General features: G+C 67.2%; 11 protein-coding genes. 7 read left to right on the top strand and 4 right to left on the bottom strand.

All coding sequences use genetic code 11. The features are described from left to right. Positions 1-112: 112 nt before the first annotated feature. The 7 genes from ppx to AC07WC_RS02285 all read left to right on the top strand — a co-directional run bounded on the left by ppx (position 113) and on the right by AC07WC_RS02285 (position 12,088). Positions 113-1,639 (top strand): exopolyphosphatase, encoded by a 1,527-nt coding sequence (gene ppx, locus AC07WC_RS02315; RefSeq protein ID WP_495208584.1) that lies wholly within the window; start codon positions 113-115, stop codon positions 1,637-1,639. A gap of 229 nt (positions 1,640-1,868) precedes the next feature. After that, positions 1,869-4,778, top strand: coding sequence for a TonB-dependent receptor plug domain-containing protein (locus AC07WC_RS02310; RefSeq protein WP_495208583.1), 2,910 nt, complete (start codon positions 1,869-1,871; stop codon positions 4,776-4,778). Between the two features lie 343 nt (positions 4,779-5,121). After that, a complete protein-coding gene (locus tag AC07WC_RS02305) occupies positions 5,122-8,040 on the top strand; it encodes a TonB-dependent receptor domain-containing protein (RefSeq protein ID WP_495208582.1) in 2,919 nt (972 codons plus the stop codon). 148 nt (positions 8,041-8,188) lie between these two features. Beyond that, entirely contained in the window at positions 8,189-9,328 is a 1,140-nt protein-coding gene (locus AC07WC_RS02300) for a glycosyltransferase family 4 protein (RefSeq protein WP_495208581.1), read from the top strand. Beyond that, complete coding sequence (locus AC07WC_RS02295; RefSeq protein ID WP_495208580.1) at positions 9,309-9,848, top strand: phosphatase PAP2 family protein; 540 nt, start codon at positions 9,309-9,311, stop codon at positions 9,846-9,848. Before AC07WC_RS02300 ends, AC07WC_RS02295 begins: the two co-directional genes overlap by 20 nt. Before the next feature lie 46 nt (positions 9,849-9,894). Further along, the gene (gene lpxH, locus AC07WC_RS02290; RefSeq protein ID WP_495208579.1) at positions 9,895-10,638 is read left to right on the top strand and encodes a UDP-2,3-diacylglucosamine diphosphatase; all 744 of its coding nucleotides are present in this window, start codon (positions 9,895-9,897) and stop codon (positions 10,636-10,638) included. Between the two features lie 910 nt (positions 10,639-11,548). After that, positions 11,549-12,088 (top strand): hypothetical protein, encoded by a 540-nt coding sequence (locus AC07WC_RS02285; RefSeq protein WP_495208578.1) that lies wholly within the window; start codon positions 11,549-11,551, stop codon positions 12,086-12,088. Here AC07WC_RS02285 and AC07WC_RS02280 read toward each other — a convergent pair. From AC07WC_RS02280 to AC07WC_RS02265, 4 genes are all read right to left on the bottom strand, one after another. Continuing rightward, positions 12,061-12,921, bottom strand: coding sequence for a ferritin-like domain-containing protein (locus AC07WC_RS02280; RefSeq protein ID WP_495208577.1), 861 nt, complete (start codon positions 12,919-12,921; stop codon positions 12,061-12,063). The genes AC07WC_RS02285 and AC07WC_RS02280 overlap by 28 nt on opposite strands. Before the next feature lie 9 nt (positions 12,922-12,930). Next, positions 12,931-14,397, bottom strand: a complete 1,467-nt coding sequence (gene purF, locus AC07WC_RS02275; RefSeq protein ID WP_495208576.1) for an amidophosphoribosyltransferase — start codon at positions 14,395-14,397, stop codon at positions 12,931-12,933. Between the two features lie 30 nt (positions 14,398-14,427). Beyond that, positions 14,428-15,159, bottom strand: a complete 732-nt coding sequence (locus AC07WC_RS02270) for a CvpA family protein (RefSeq protein ID WP_495208575.1) — start codon at positions 15,157-15,159, stop codon at positions 14,428-14,430. A 64-nt stretch (positions 15,160-15,223) separates the two neighbouring features. Continuing rightward, positions 15,224-16,255 carry an SPOR domain-containing protein gene (locus tag AC07WC_RS02265; protein WP_495208574.1) on the bottom strand — a complete coding sequence of 344 codons (1,032 nt, stop codon included), beginning with the start codon at positions 16,253-16,255 and terminating at the stop codon, positions 15,224-15,226. Between the last annotated feature and the right edge of the window lie 63 nt (positions 16,256-16,318).

Genomic DNA, 16,318 nt, shown 5'->3' with positions numbered 1-16,318 from the left:
TTGGTCGGTACGCGGTCATTGCCTGCCCCTTCGATGCGACCGGTCGTCGCAGCCTGCCCATATGAAGGGCGCGCGGTGACTTCGCGACCCACCGTTCGGCTAACATTCGCAAATGCCGCATACCTCCACGACACCGCCCGCTTTGCAGGATGGCGACCTGCTCGCCGCCATCGACCTGGGATCCAACAGTTTCCACATGGTCATCGCGCGATACACCCTCGGGCAGTTGCGGGTGGTCGACCGCCTGCGCGAGACCGTGCGCATGGCCGATGGCCTGGATGGCAAGGGCGGCCTGTCCGCCGAAGCCCGCCAGCGCGCGCTGGAATGCCTGGCCCGGTTCGGCCAGCGCATCCGCGCGATCCCCTCGGTGCGGGTCCGCGCCCTGGCCACCAACACCGTCCGCCAGCTGCGCTCGCCGCAGGCCTTCCTGATGCCGGCCGAAACCGCGCTCGGACATGCCATCGAAGTGGTCAGCGGCCGCGAAGAGGCGCGCCTGATCTACCTGGGCGTGGCCCATGCGCAGCCACCCAAGCCGGACCAGCGCCGGCTGGTGATCGACATCGGCGGTGGCTCCACGGAATTCATCATCGGCCAGGGCATGCAGACCCTGGAACGCGAAAGCCTGCAGGCCGGCTGCATCGCCAGCACCCGGCGCTTCTTCCCGGGCGGCAAGCTCAGCAAGAAACGCTGGAAGGACGCGCTGACCGAGATCGGTGCGGAATTCCAGCAGTTCGCCAACAAGTACCGCGCGCTGGGCTGGCACGAAGCGCTGGGCTCGTCGGGCACGCACAAGGCGATCAGCGAAATCTGCGCCACCATGAAGCTCAGCAAGGGCGCGATCACCGCCGAAGCCCTGCCGCAGCTGCGCGATGAGCTGCTCAAGGCCAAGCGCATCGAAGACATCAACCTGCCCGGCCTGTCGGCCGATCGCCGCCCGATCATCGCCGGCGGCATCCTGGTGCTCGAGGCGGCCTTCCAGGCGCTGGGCCTGCAGAAACTGCTGGTCAGCAAGGCGGCGATGCGCGAAGGCATCCTGTACGACATCCTCGGCCGCGCCAGCGAGAACGACCTGCGCGACGAATCGGTGGCGGCACTGACCCAGCGCTATGGCATCGATACGGTGCAGGCCGATCGGGTGGAGAACACCGCGATGAACCTGCTCGCCCAAGTCGAAGAAAGCTGGCAGCTGGACCCGGACGATGCGCGCATGCTCGGCTGGTCCGCGCGCCTGCATGAGCTTGGCCTGATGATCGCGCACAGCGGTTACCACGTGCACGGCAGCTACGTGCTGGAGAACTCGGACATCGCCGGTTTCTCGCGGCAGGAGCAGCAATTGCTGGCGGCACTGGTACGCAGCCATCGCCGCAACATCTCCAAGTCCGCGTTCGATGCGCTGCCCGAGCGTCTGCTGCAGCCGGCACGGCGCATGACCGCATTGCTGCGCCTAGCGGTGCTGCTCAACCGCGCGCACGAAGACACGCCGATGCCGACGCTGGAACTGACCGCCGATGACGCGCGCCTGTCGTTGATCCTGCCGCAGGCCTACATCGACGCGCGCCCGCTGCTGCGTGCGGATCTGATCGGTGAAACCGAAGGCATGGCGGGGCTCGGTGTGCAGTTCCGTCCCTTCGTTGCCTGACGCTTTTTACCTGCTTCGACGCGTGCGATCGCAGCAATTTTTCGTCTGAGTTCGCAGAACGCGGCGCGCGTGAAGAATTTGTGAGAACAACAACACATGTTCTTCATGAGCGCTTAACCAATCGATCTACTCTCGGGACACCGGCCTTCACGACCGGTTTTTTGAAGCCGGCGGCACGTTGGATCCGCCGGCTTCCTGGACGTCGTTCCGATAAGAGAGAGAGTCGATCATGTCTTCATCCACTACCCCGCTGGGGCAGGCGATCCGCCTTGCCCTGGTCGCCGGCAGCGCTGGCCTGGCCTCCACCACCGTCCTCGCCCAGGACGCCACTCCGACCACGCTGGACCGCATCGAGATCACCGGTTCGCGCATCCGCCAGGTCGACGTGGAATCGGCCCAGCCCGTGCTCGCCATCAGCCGCGCCGACATCGAACGCCAGGGTTTCAGCTCGGTCGCCGACATCCTGCAGAACCTGACGGCGGTCGGCAGTCCGGCGCTCAGTCGTTCCAGTGTGCTCAGCGCCGGCGAAACCGCAGGCGGCACCTACATCGACATGCGCAATCTGGGCGCACAGCGCACCCTGGTGCTGATCAACGGCAAGCGCCTGGGCATCACCACCAGCGGCTACCAGGACATCTCCAGCGTGCCGGTCTCGGCGATCGAGCGCATGGAAGTGCTGAAAGACGGCGCCTCGGCGATCTACGGCTCCGACGCCATGGCCGGGGTGATCAACATCATCACCCGCAGCAACGCCAACGGGGTCACCGCCAACGTTTACCACGGCCAATACAGCCAGGGTGACGGCGCGCGTGACAGCGTGGATGTGGTGGCCGGCTGGGCCAACGACCGCGCCTCGCTGACGTTCTCTGCCGAGCACACCGAAGAGAAGGGGGTCTGGGCACGCGACCGCTGGTTCAGCCAGTACCCCAACACCAACCGCCACCCGGGCGACAACTGGACCCAGCTCAGCCAGTGGGGCCAGATCACTGGCCTGAAGGGACCCGGATGTACCGCCGCGGCCGGCTGCAACTACTCGCTGGATCGCGGTGCCGATCCGACCAACCCGGCCAACTACCACCGCAGCGACCTGACGCCGGGCACCGGCGACGTCAGCAACACATCGGAGCAGATGCACCTGTTCACGCCGCTCAAGCGCGACTCGCTGTTCCTTGACGGCCGCCTGGACCTGACCGATGCGCTGCGCCTGAGCACCCAGCTGGGCTACAACAAGCGCACGTCCACCCGACAGATCGCGGGGTATCCGCTGCAGTCCTCCACTGCCGGTATCGGGCGGATGTCGGCCGACAGCTGGTTCAATCCGTTCGGCAACCACCACGGCTATGAGGATCCCACCGACATCGCCTGGAACCGCCGCACCTGGGAAGTGCCCCGGGTCAGCAGGAGCGACCTGACCACCTGGCGCGCCGTGGCCGCGCTGGAAGGCAGCGTCGATATCGGTGACCGCTACTTCGATTGGGAAGCGGGCTACCAGTACAACCGCAGCGAACTGCTGCAGCATGCAACCGGCAACCTGCACAAGGAGCGGGTCAAGAACGCGGTCGGCCCTTCGTACTACAACCCGGATACCGGCAGGGTCGAATGCGGCACCCCCGGGGCACCGATTGCCGGCTGCATTCCCTGGAATCCCTTCGTGCCTGCCGGGGTCAACGACCCCAACGGCCTGACCGGCAACCAGGCACTGCTGGACTATCTGTTCCCGCCGGAGATCAGCCGCGGCAGGACCACCACCCGCAACGCATTCGCCAGCGTCGCCGGCACGGTGATGACGCTGCCGGCCGGTGAGCTGGGCTTCGCCTTCGGCGTGGAGACCCGCAAGGAGGCCGGTGAGTTCATCCCCGATGCCCTGGCCCAGACCGGTGCCACCACCAACCTCGCCGCCGGCCCGACCGGTGGCGGGTATCGGGTCAACGAGGCCTACCTCGAGCTGAGCGTCCCGATCCTGGCCGACCTTCCCGGCGCACGCGAGCTCAGCCTGAGTGCGGCCACCCGCCATTCGGACTACAACACGTTCGGCACCACCCTCAACAGCAAGTTCGGCTTCAAGTGGAAGCCGATCGAGCAGCTGCTGGTGCGCGGCACCTGGGCACAGGGCTTCCGCGCTCCCACCATCTCCGATCTGTACAGCGGTGGCTCGGAAACTTTCACCACCGGCTATCACGATCCCTGCGACACCGTCTACGGGGCCTCGGCCAGCAGCGCCGACGTACGCGCCCGCTGTGCCAGGGACATCGCCAACGCGGACAGCTATCGCCAGCTGCGCCAGGGCGGCGTGCCGATCACCTCCAGCACCGACCAGACCCCGGTGCCGTTCACCAATGGCGCCAACCCGGACCTGCAGCCGGAAACCTCGACCAGCCGCACCCTGGGCCTGGTCTGGAGTCCGGGCTTCGTGCCCCACCTCAACGTCGCGCTGGACTGGTGGAAGGTCCGCATCGACAACACCATCGTCAACGACCACCCCAACGACATGCTGCGCGACTGCTATGAGCTGGGCATCGCGTCGCGCTGCGGCGGCTTCACCCGCGACCCGGTCACCGGCATCGTGGACGCGTTGACCTACGGTCGGCGCAATTCCGGCTTCCTGGAAAGCGAAGGCTACGACCTGGAGCTCAGCCACCATCTGGACACCGGCTACGGCAAGCTGAGCACGGGGTGGACCACGACCTACGTCAGCTCCTATCTGGAGCGCACCACCAACGATGCCGACGTGGCGCCGGAAACCAAGAACGGCATCGGTGGCAGCTTCCGCGTGCGCTCCAATCTGACGCTGGGCTGGGACCTGGAGAACTTCGGAGTGAGCTGGACCGCCCGCTACTACTCTGGCGTCAAGGAACGCTGCATCGACGCCAGGAACCGGCCGGACGAGTGCTCGGACCCGGGCGTACAGGCACCGTGGTACGCCGGTTCGCGCGACTACAATCAGCGCGGCTCGGTGACCTTCCATGACCTGCAGTTCCGCTACAACCTGGCCTGGGATGCCACCGTCTCGGTCGGTGCGAACAACGTCTTCGAGAAGTACGGCCCGATCATGTACAGCCAGCCGAACTCCAACTTCTCGTACTACGGCGGCTACGACATCGGTCGCTTCATGTACATGAAGTACCAGCAGCGCTTCTGATCGCCGCCGCCCGGCACCGCGTGACCACCACGGCCCTTCGGGGCCGTGGTGCGTTCCGGCCGCCAGCCTCTGTCACGGGTCCGTACCAGCGCCGCATTTGCTGCACCGCACAACAAGCGCCGGTCCGAACCTGAACGAATGCGCGGCAACCTGTTGCTTTTTCTCACATTTCGTCTCGCTGGTTATTTTTGCGTTAGAAGAACCTCTCAATCTCTTTACAAACCATTAACAGCTGAAGCTATGATCGGGTCACCGGTCTTCACAGGATCGGCTTTTGGGGAGGCGGCGCCTATCGCGTCTGTCGACTCTTTTTGATGCAGTTCTGAACGAGAGAGAGAGCTTTATGACTTCACGCATCAACGTGCTGGGGCAGGCGATTCGCGTTGCCCTGGTAGGCGGTCTGGCCGGTCTGGCCGCCGCCCCCGTCATGGCACAGGACAGTGCGCCGACCACCTTGGACCGGATCGAGATCACCGGCTCGCGCATCCGCCAGGTCGACGTTGAAACCGCCCAGCCGGTCTTCGCCATCACCCGCAACGACATCGAGCAGCAGGGCTTCAGCTCGGTTGCCGACATCCTGCAGAACGTCACTGCGATGGGCAGCCCGACGATCAGCCGTGCCAATGCGCTGACCGCGGGCGAGAACGCCGGCGGCACCTACATCGACATGCGCAACCTGGGCACCCAGCGCACGCTGGTGCTGGTCAACGGCAAGCGCTTGGGCATCAGCACCTCCGGTTACCAGGACGTCTCCACCCTGCCGGTCTCGGCGGTCGAGCGTATCGAAGTGCTGAAGGATGGCGCTTCGGCGATCTATGGCTCCGATGCCATGGCCGGCGTGGTCAACATCATCACCCGCAGCAATGTCAGCGGCGTGACCGCCAACGTCTACCACGGCCAGTACAGTGAAGGCGACGGCGCGCGCGATCGCTTCGACGTGGTCACCGGCTGGAGCAATGACCGCATCTCGCTGACGCTGTCGGCCGAGCACGCCGAAGAAAAGTCCGTGTGGGCCAAGGACCGTGGCTTCAGCGCCTACGGCCTGACCGACCGCCACGCCGACAACCTGACCAACTGGTCCACGATCAGCCAGTACGGCCAGTTCACCGGCCTGAAGGGCGGCCCGGGCTGCACGAACATCGTCGCCGGGTGCAACTACTCGTTGAACCGCGGTGCCGATCCGACCAATCCGGCGAACTACCACCTGACCGATCCGACCGGCTTCACCGGCGACGTCAGCAACGCCAATGACCAGATGCACGTCAGCTACCCGATCAAGCGTGATTCGGTGTACTTCGACGGCCGCTTCAAGATCACCGACAACGTCAACTTCCGCACCGAACTGGGCTACAACAAGCGCACCTCCGATCGCCAGATCGCGGGTTACCCGCTGCAGTCCAGCACCGCCGGTGTCGGTGCGATGTCGATCGACAGCTACTTCAACCCGTTCGGCAACCAGCACGGTTACGCCACGCCGACCGCCATCGCGTGGAACCGTCGCACCTGGGAAGTGCCGCGCGTGACCACCAGCGAGCTGAAGACCTACCGCGCGGTGGCATCGTTCGATGGTTCCTTCGACATCGGCGAGCGCTACTTCGACTGGGAAGTGGGCTACCAGTACAACCGCAACGAACTTGAATCGGTCGCCACCGGCAACCTGCACAAGGGTCGTGTCGCCGCCGCCGTCGGCCCGTCCTTCTACAATGCCGCCACCGGCAAGGTCGAATGCGGTCGTCCGGGCGCCCCGGTCGCCAACTGCATGCCGTGGAACCCGCTGGTCCCGTACGGCACCATCGATCCGAACGGCCTGGACGGCAATGCCGCGCTGCTGGAATGGCTGTTCCCGCCGGAGCACACCACCGGCAAGACCACCAGCAAGAACTTCTTCGCCAACATCGCGGGCAGCATCATGACGCTGCCGGCCGGTGATCTGGGCTTTGCGTTCGGCCTGGAAAGCCGCAAGGAAATCGGCGAGTACATCCCGGACCCGCTGGCCCAGACCGGTGCCACCACCAACCTGGCCGCAGGCCCGACCGGTGGCGACTACCAGGTCAACGAAGCCTATCTGGAAATCAACGTGCCGGTGCTGGCCGACCTGGCGGGTGCCCGTGAGCTGAGCTTCAACGCCGCTACGCGTTTCTCCGACTACGACACCTTCGGCAACACGCTCAACAGCAAGTTCGGCTTCAAGTGGAAGCCGATCGACCAGCTGCTGGTCCGTGGTACCTGGGCGGAAGGTTTCCGCGCGCCGACGATCAACGATCTGTACGGTGGTGGTTCGCAGACCTTCGCGCAGTTCAGCGATCCCTGCGATACCCAGTTCGGTGCCTCCAAGACCAGCGCCGAAGTGCGCGCGCGCTGTGCACGTGATATCGCCAACGCCGACACCTTCCGCCAGCTGCGCCAGGGCAACCAGCCGGTCGCCACGGCCACGGACGCCACTCCGGTGCCGTTCACCAACGGCTCCAACCCGTTGCTGACCCCGGAAACCTCGACCAGCAAGACCCTGGGCGTGGTGTGGAGCCCCACCTTCATCAACAACTTCAATGTGTCGTTGGACTGGTGGAAGATCCGCATCGACAACACCATCATCGCCGACACGCCGACGCAGATCCTGATCGACTGCTACGAGCAGGGCATTGATTCGCGTTGCACCCGCTTCAGCCGCGACCCGGCCACCGGCATCGTCACCGATCTGCAGTTCGGCAACCGCAACGCCGGCTTCCTGCAGACCGAAGGTTACGACCTGGACGTCAGCTACCGTCTGGATACCGACTACGGCAAGTTCAACGCCGGCTGGGCCACCACCTACGTCAGCGAGAACATCTACCGTTCGACCAACGACACCAAGGTGGTTCCGACCCCGACCAACGGCATCGGCAGCGGCTTCCGCATCCGTTCCAACCTGGTGCTGGGCTGGGATCTGGAGAACTTCGGCGTCAGCTGGACCGCGCGCTACTACTCCGGCGTGAAGGAACAGTGCGTCGACATCTCCAAGTATCCGGACGAATGCTCGGATCCGGGCGTGTTCGCACCGTGGTACAAGGGCTCGCGCAACTACAACGAGCGCGGCTCGGTTACCTTCCACGACGTGCAGGTCCGCTACAAGCTGCCGTGGGATGCCACCGTTTCGGTCGGTGCCAACAACGTGTTCGGCAAGGAAGGCCCGATCATGTACAGCAAGCCGAACTCGGCCTTCTCGTACTACGGCGGCTATGACATCGGTCGTTTCATGTACATGAAGTACCAGCAGCGCTTCTGATCGCCGCCGGGTAACCCTGTTTGACCGCCACGGCCCTTCGGGGCCGTGGCTTTTTTCTGTCCGGCGCAGACGTCATCCAGGCGTCATCCGGCGGTCATGTCGGCTACATCGCCCAGCCCCAGCATGCGTGGCATACCGGAGGCCCGCCATGCGCTATGCCATCGTCACCGAAACCTATCCCCCGGAAGTCAACGGCGTCGCCCTGACCGTGCAGGGCCTGGAACTGGGCCTGCGTGCCGCCGGCCACCAGGTCGATCTGGTCCGGCCCCGGCAGCCGTCCGATGTGGACGCCGCCGAAGGCATCCTCCTGGTCACCGGCGCCAACCTGCCGCGCTACCCGGGCCTGCGCTTCGGCCTGCCCGCGCCCTCCCGCTTGAGCCGGCAGTGGCAGCAGCAGCGTCCGGATGCGGTCTACATCGCTACCGAAGGCCCGTTGGGCTGGTCGGCACTGCGCACCGCGCGGCGTCTCGGCATTCCGGTCGCCACCGGCTTCCACACCCGTTTCGATGAATACCTGCCCGACTACGGCGTGGCCTGGCTGCAGGCGGCCGCGCTGCGCTGGATGCGGCGCTTCCACAACCAGGCCGATGCGACCCTGGTGCCGACCCAGGAACTGCAGCAGTTCCTCGGCGAACAGGGGTTCGACCGGGTCCGCCTGCTGGCGCGCGCGGTGGACAGCAGCCAGTTCGAACCCGAGCGGCGCGACCCCGCCCTGCGCGAGGAATGGGGCATCGACGGCAATGGCTTCGCGGCGATCTATGTCGGCCGCATCGCGCCGGAAAAGAACCTCGGGCTGGCGGTCAAAGCCTTCCGCCGCCTGCAGCAGGTGCGGCCGAAGGCACGCTTCGTGTTCGTCGGCGATGGCCCCGCGCGTGCCAGGCTCGCCCACGACAATCCGGACTTCATCTTCTGCGGCGTGCAGCGCGGCGATGCGCTCGCCCGGCATTTCGCCAGCGGCGATCTGTTCCTGTTTCCCAGCCGCAGCGAGACCTTCGGCAACGTGACGCTGGAAGCCATGGCCAGCGGCCTGGCCACGGTCGCCTTCGACTATGGTGCCGCCCGCGAGTACCTGCGCACGGATGACAACGGCATGGCCGTGAATGACGACGGCGAGTTCGTGACCGCGGCGATACAGCTGGCCGGCGACGATGCACTGCGGCACCGCCTGGGCCGCAACGCCGCCACCGCGATGAAGCGGCTGCATCCGCAGCACGTGGTCGCCGAGTTCGATGCCCTGCTCGCCGAACTGGCCCAGGCCCGGAGGCCACATGCCGACCACGCCGCTTGATGCCCTGCGCGGCCGCGAAACCCGCTGGTGCCGACGCGCCAACCACTACTGCCGGCACCGCCGGATCCGGCATGCCTTCGCAGTGATCAGCCGCTTGGGTGATGGTGCGTTCTGGTATGCACTGATGGCCGCGCTGGTGCTGCTGGACGGCTTCGACGGCCTGCGTGCCTCGCTGCACATGGCCGCCACCGGCTTGATGGCCTTGCTGCTGTACAAGGGCCTCAAGCGCTGGACGCGACGCCCGCGGCCCTATGCCGCCGATCTGCGCATCCGGGCCTGGGTCGCGCCGCTGGACGAGTTCAGCTTCCCGTCCGGGCACACGCTGCACGCGGTCTCCTTCACGATCGTGGCGCTGGCCTACTACCCGTGGCTGGCGCCGGTACTGGTGCCCTTCACCCTCCTGATCGGCCTGTCGCGGGTGGTGCTGGGGCTGCACTACCCCAGCGATGTACTGGCCGCGACCGGGATCGCCGTCCTGCTGGCCGCCGCCAGTCTGCAATGGCTGCCGTTGCCGGTCTGAGCAGCGGGTACACGCGCAGCGCGCACCTGCGTTTTACAATGCGGGCATGACCACGCTGTTCATCTCCGATCTGCACCTGGACCCGAGTCGTCCAGCCATCACCGACCTGTTCCTGGCGTTCCTGCGCGATGAAGCGATGCAGGCCGATGCCCTGTACATCCTGGGCGATCTGTTCGAAGCCTGGATCGGCGATGACACGCCCTCCCCGGCCGCCGATGCGGTCGCGGTCGCGCTGCATGCCGTGGCCGATGCCGGCGTGCCGGTGTACTTCATCCGCGGCAACCGCGACTTCCTGGTCGGCGAGGACTACGCGCGCCGCGCCGGATTCACGATCCTGCCCGATCCCAGCGTCATCGATCTGTACGGCCGCCCGGTGCTGCTGCAGCACGGCGACCTGCTGTGCACCGACGACGTCGCCTACCAGCAGTTCCGCGCGCAGACCCGCGACCCGGTGTTCCAGGCACAGTTCCTGTCGCAGCCGCTGGCCGCGCGCATCGCCTTCGCACAGAAGGCGCGCGATGCCAGCCAGGCGCGTCAGTCGGAAATGAAGCAGGGTGACCACGCCCAGTTCGAGACGGTCACCGATGTCGCACCGGCGGAAGTGGAGGCCACCTTCGCCCGCTACGGCGTGGACACTCTGATCCATGGCCATACCCACCGCCCTGCCCTCCACACCCTGCAGGCCGGCGGCAAGGCGTGCACGCGCATCGTGCTGGGCGACTGGTACGAGCAGGGCTCGGTGCTGCGCGTCACCCCCGACGGCTGGACGCTGGATTCGCTGGCGAGCTGACGCCGGCAGCCCTGCCTGCGGCGCTGTTCCGGCACTCCGGTTCCGCGCTACCTTACCCGGGCATCCTCGGGGAACAGGGACGATATGGCGGTGGCAGCTACCCAACCGACAACGGTGCCGACGGTGTCGCTGCACATCGGCCTGTTCTTCGACGGCACCCGCAACAACGCCGACAACCTGCAACGCGCCTCGCGCCCGCCCGGCGCCACCACGCCCGCACCGCGGCCACCCGCGGTGGTCGCCGACGATGCCTCTCCGTACCAGAGCCGCTTGACCAGCAGCTACAGCAACGGCCTGACCAACATCGCCCGGCTGCATGCACTGTACCCGGACCACCGGCAGAGGCCGCCCGCGGGTGACGCCCTCGCGGTGTCGATCTACATCGAAGGCGTGGGCACGCGCGCCGGCGAGGAAGATGATCTGTTGGGGCTGGCCTTCGGGATCGGCCGCACCGGTGTGCGCGCCAAACGTCGCCGGGCGCTGGAGCAGCTGCTGCCCGAGGCGCTGCGCCAGCTCGCCCGCGCGCAGCCTGGCCGGATGCTGGGCAGCGTGCAGCTGGATCTGTTCGGCTACTCGCGTGGCGCGGCCAGTGCGCGCGACGCGGTGAACGTGCTCAACGCACCCGGCGGCAGCGCATGGCTGCGCGAACAACTGGTGCGCTCCGGCTGGGCGTTGGCGCCGGAATTTCAAACCGCCATGCGCCCGGTGCGCTTCGTCGGGCTGCTCGATACCGTGGTGGCGATCGGCCGCCAGCACCGGGATGAGCACCGCGAGCATTTCGCGCTGACCAGCGTGGCTCCCGAACATGAAGAGATCGCCCTGCCAGGGGTGCATGCCAACGTCGGCGGCGGCTACGACCAGCGCATCGAAGGGCCCAAGCTGCTGAGCCGCCCGCAGGGCCAGCTGCTGCGTGGCACCGGACTGGCGGCAGGCGAGGTGCCGCCGCTGGCAGCGCGCACTTGGCCTGGGCGACGAGGCGATCTGGGTCGATGTCTGGCACCAGTGGCAGCCGCAGCGGGTCGCCGGCAGCCGCAGCGTCGTGCCGCAACTCACCCTGCGTGGGTACGCGGCGGTCGTCCTGCGCCGCGAGATCGATGCCCGCTATCAGTTCATCGCGTTGCGGCTGCTGCACCAGCGTGCCACGGCGGCGGGTGTGGCGTGGACGACCTCGCCCGAGCAGCTGCCTGCGCTGGCGCTGCCCATGGAGCTGCAACCGATCGCAGCGCGGTTGCTGGCAGGGCTGCCGCTGGACACCGCGCAGGAGCTCACCCTGCGCCAGCGCTACCTGATGCAGTCGGCACATTGGAACTTCGATGCGCTGGGGGATACCGCGCTGCGCTACGCCGCCGATGAAGGCACGCGGGAACTGCCGTATCGGCCGGGACCCGGCCTGTTCTACGTCAATCGACCGACCGAAAGCGGTCAGCGCGTGGTGCTGGCCAACACCTGACCGCGCAGCTCGGTCTGTTCGATCAGCTCGGCCAGTTCTTCTTCGTCGAATCCGGCCAGCAGCCGCGCTTCCAGATTGAACGGCCCATAGAGGAAGCCGCCGGCGTATTCCTTCAGCAGGGCCATGAAACGCGGGCGTGGCTCGACGTTCTCGCGCGTGCAGTACCAGCGGTACCAGCGCGAACCGGCCGCCACGTGCGCCACTTCCTCGCGCAGGATGATCTCCAGCACATCGGCGGTGGCATGGTCGCCGCCGGCACGCAGCTTCACGATCATGCCGGGGGTGACATCCAGCCCGCGCGCTTCCAGCACGCGCGGCACCAGCGCCATGCGGGCGAGACCGTCATGCGCGGTCTTCTCGCACATTTCCCACAGGCCGTTGTGCGCGTCGAAATCGCCGTAGGCGTAGCCGTTGGCCTGCAGCCGATCGTGCAGCAGCATGAAGTGGCGCGATTCGTCATCGGCCACGCTGACCCAGTCGGCATGGAACGACGTGGGCAGACCACGGAAGCGGTACACCGCATCCCAGGCCAGGTCGATCGCATTGAGTTCGATATGCGCGATGGCGTGCACGAAGGCGGCGCGCCCCTCCACGCTGCCGAGGCCACGCCGCGGCAGATCGCGCGGGTGGACCAGGGTCGGCCTGGCGGGGCGACCCGGCATCCGGATCGGGTCCGGCGCCGGCGCATCGGCCGGTGCCTTGAGGCGACCGGCGCGGAACTGTACGGCGTAGTGCTGGGTCAACGCGACCTTGCGCAGTGGATCCGGCTCGGCCAGGCACTGCTGCGCGGCCTGCAGCAGATCGCCGGCCGCGCTGTCCAGCACATCACTCATGCCCTGCCCTCAGGCACGACGCTTGTGCTTGGCATCGTCCGAACGCAACTGCTGGATGCGCTCGAAATAGCCCGGCTCGATTCCGGTCGGATAGACGCCGTTGAAGCACGAGGAATCGAACGACTTCAGCTCCGGGTTGCCTTCGCTCACCGCTGCTTCCATGTCCTCGATGTCCTGGTAGATCAGCCAGTCGCAGCCCAGGTGCTTCTCGATTTCTTCGATGCTGCGGCTGTGCGCGACCAGCTCTTCGGCCGCCGGCATGTCGATGCCGTAGATGTTCGGGTAGCGCACCGGCGGCGCGGCGCTGGCCAGGTAGACCTTGCGGGCGCCGGCGTCGCGCGCCATCTGCACGATCTGCTGGCTGGTGGTGCCGCGCACGATCGAGTCGTCCACCAGCAGCACCACGCGGTTGTGGAACTCCAGGTGGATCGGGTTGAGCTTGCGGCGCACCGACTTCACCCGCTCACCCTGGCCCGGCATGATGAAGGTGCGGCCGATGTAGCGGTTCTTGATGAAGCCTTCGCGGTACTTCACGCCGAGCGTGTTGGAGATCTCCAGCGCGGCATCGCGCGAGGTATCCGGGATCGGGATGATGGTGTCGATGTCATGGTCCGGGCGCAGGCGCAGGATCTTCTCGCCCAGCTTGATGCCCATGCGCATGCGCGCCTTGTGCACCGAAACGTTGTCGATCATCGAATCCGGGCGGGCGAAGTACACGTACTCGAAGATGCACGGGCTGTGCTCGACCGGCTCGGCGCAGACTTCGGAGAACAGCTCGCCGCGCGCGGTGATGACCAGTGCTTCACCCGGGCGCACATCGCGCACGCGCTGGAAGCCGAGCACGTCCAGTGCGGCCGATTCGGAGGCCACGATGTATTCATCGCCTTCGGCGTGGGCGCGCTTGCCCAGCACCAGCGGACGGATGCCGTGCGGATCGCGGAAGGCGACCAGGCCCAGGCCCAGCACCACGCTGATCACCGCATAGCCACCCTTGACCCGGCGGTGCACGGCGGCCACGGCGCGGATCGCCGCTTCCGGGGTCAGCTGACGCTGCGCGTCCAGTTCGAAGGCGAACACGTTCAGCAGCACCTCGCTGTCCGAGTCGGTGTTGACGTTGCGGCGGTCCTGCTCGAATACCTGCTGGCGCAGCGCCTCGGTATTGATCAGGTTGCCGTTATGGGCCAGCGCGATGCCGTACGGCGAGTTCACGTAGAACGGCTGCGCCTCGTCCATGCCTTCCGAACCGGCGGTGGGATAGCGCACGTGCGCGATGCCGACGCGGCCTTCCAGCGTGGACATGCGCTTGGCATCGAACACATCACGCACCAGGCCATTGGCCTTCTGCACGCGCAGGCGGGTGCCATCGGCGGTGGCGATGCCGGCCGCGTCCTGGCCACGATGCTGGAGGACGGTCAGGCCGTCATACAACTGCCCGGCGACGTTCTGGTTGCCGACGATTCCGACGATGCCACACATGGTGCGAGTTCTCCGCTGGGCTGCGCCCATCTACAGTGAAGGTGGCCGTGCCTGGCCGGGGGTACCGTTCCGTGCCGGAGCGGTGTCGTCCGGACGCGGATGCGGCGGCTCGATATTGACTGGCAGTGTGGAAGCCGGCCCGCGCGCCGCAGCGTCGGCAGGTGCCGTCTCCCTCCCCTCGTCAACGGGACGCGGCCATCCGCGCCCTGCCACTACCTCGCCAAGCACGCCATTATCGCCTGTCGCGAGCGGCTTGCCCAAATCCATCGCCGGCAGTTGCGGCAGATTCACCTCCGGCAGCGCCATCTCGGGCAGCTGCGCCTGCATCCAGCGCACGCCGGGCTGCAGCAGCGGCCGCACCTGCGAGGTCTGCCAGGCCGGCTCCTGCGGCAACGGCGTGAAGGCGGCCAGCATCAGCAGCACGCAGCCCAGGAAGGCCCCGCGGACCAGACCCAGCGCGCCGCCCAGCAGGCGGTCGGCACCGGTCAGGCAGGTGACCTTCACGGCGGCCTTGATCAGCATGCCGATCAGGCCCACCGCGATCATCACGATCAGGAACACGCCCAGGTAGCCGGCAACGTAGTGACCGGTGCCCGGTTCCAGAGGTGCGGCCCACCAGTGCGCCGCATCGTTGCCGAACAGGAACGCGGCCCAGCCGGCCAGCAGCCAGGACAGCGTGCCGACCACGATGCCAACGAAGCCGCGCATCAGGCCCAGCAGGACCGAGGCGGCGATCAGGACCAGCAGGACGATGTCGATCATGCCGGCAGGCCGCGCGCGCGCGGCAGGCGCCGTCCAGCGGGTGCGGGGCGGCGCAGCTCAGGCATCAGGGATGCGGGCGGACCATGCCGGCCACACCGACCTTTGCGGCGACCTGGGCCTTGAGGTTCTCGGCATCGGCGCGGTTGGCGACCGGCCCGACGCGGACCCGGTTGAGGGTGCCCTTGTCGGTACGGACCTGCTCCACGAAGGCACTGAAGCCGGCGGCGCGGACCTTGTCGCGCAGCGCATTGGCTTCGGCCGCCTGGCCGAAAGCCCCCAGCTGCACGGCGAAGCCGACGCTGCTGGCGGCCGGCGCGGCCGGGGCGGTCACGGGCGCAGTGGCGGCGGTATCGGGCTTGGGGGCCGGTGCCGGCTTGGGCTCGGGCTTCGGCGCGGCCAGCTTCGGTTCCGGCTTGGCCGCCGCAACCGGTTCGGCCGGCAGCGATTCGGTTTTCACCGTGTTGCCCGACGCCGCCGCGGCAGCACTGGAGGCCGCCGGTGCAGCCGAGGGCGTTGGTGCCGTGGCAGCCGGGGTGGCGGCAACCGCGGTATCGGCGCGGGCATCCAGGGTGATCACCTCGGCCTTGACGTCGTTGCGCACCTTCACCGCCTGCAGGCGGCCGGCTTCGGCGAGCGCACGATCGGCGTAGGGGCCGACGCGCACGCGCCAGGCCTGGCGGCCGTTGATCGTGGCCGGCTCGCGGAAGCCCGCCAACTGGGCGCTCTTCAACGAGGCGATGACGCGGTCGGCATCGGCTTCGCTGGCGTAGGCGCCAAAGCTCACGGCGTAGTTGCCGGCGGCGACGGCCGGCGAGGTATCGGCCGGGGCCGGATCGGCGGCGACGGCAGCGCTGTCGGCCAGCGGCTGGGTGGTCGATGCGCCGCTCTGCAGGCCGGTGGCGCCACCGGTCGGTGCGACCAGCGGCAGTTCGCGGGTTTCGAACTGGCCATCGGATGGCGCGGCCGGTGCACTGATCGGCACGTTGGCGACACCACTGTCAGGTGCGGGACCCTTGACCAGCATGGGCAGGAAAATCACGGCCAACGCCACCAGGACGATGGCACCAATCAGTCGCTGTTTCAGAGGAGTATCCACGTGAAGGCAGGCAGGCGGCGCGGCGGAATGCCACGGCGATTATACGGGTGCGCGCGTGTGCGG

The organism is Stenotrophomonas sp. GW821-FHT01H02A, assembly GCF_059422145.1.
Note: the sequence above shows the minus strand (reverse complement) of the source record. Positions and strands in the feature narration are given on the sequence as shown.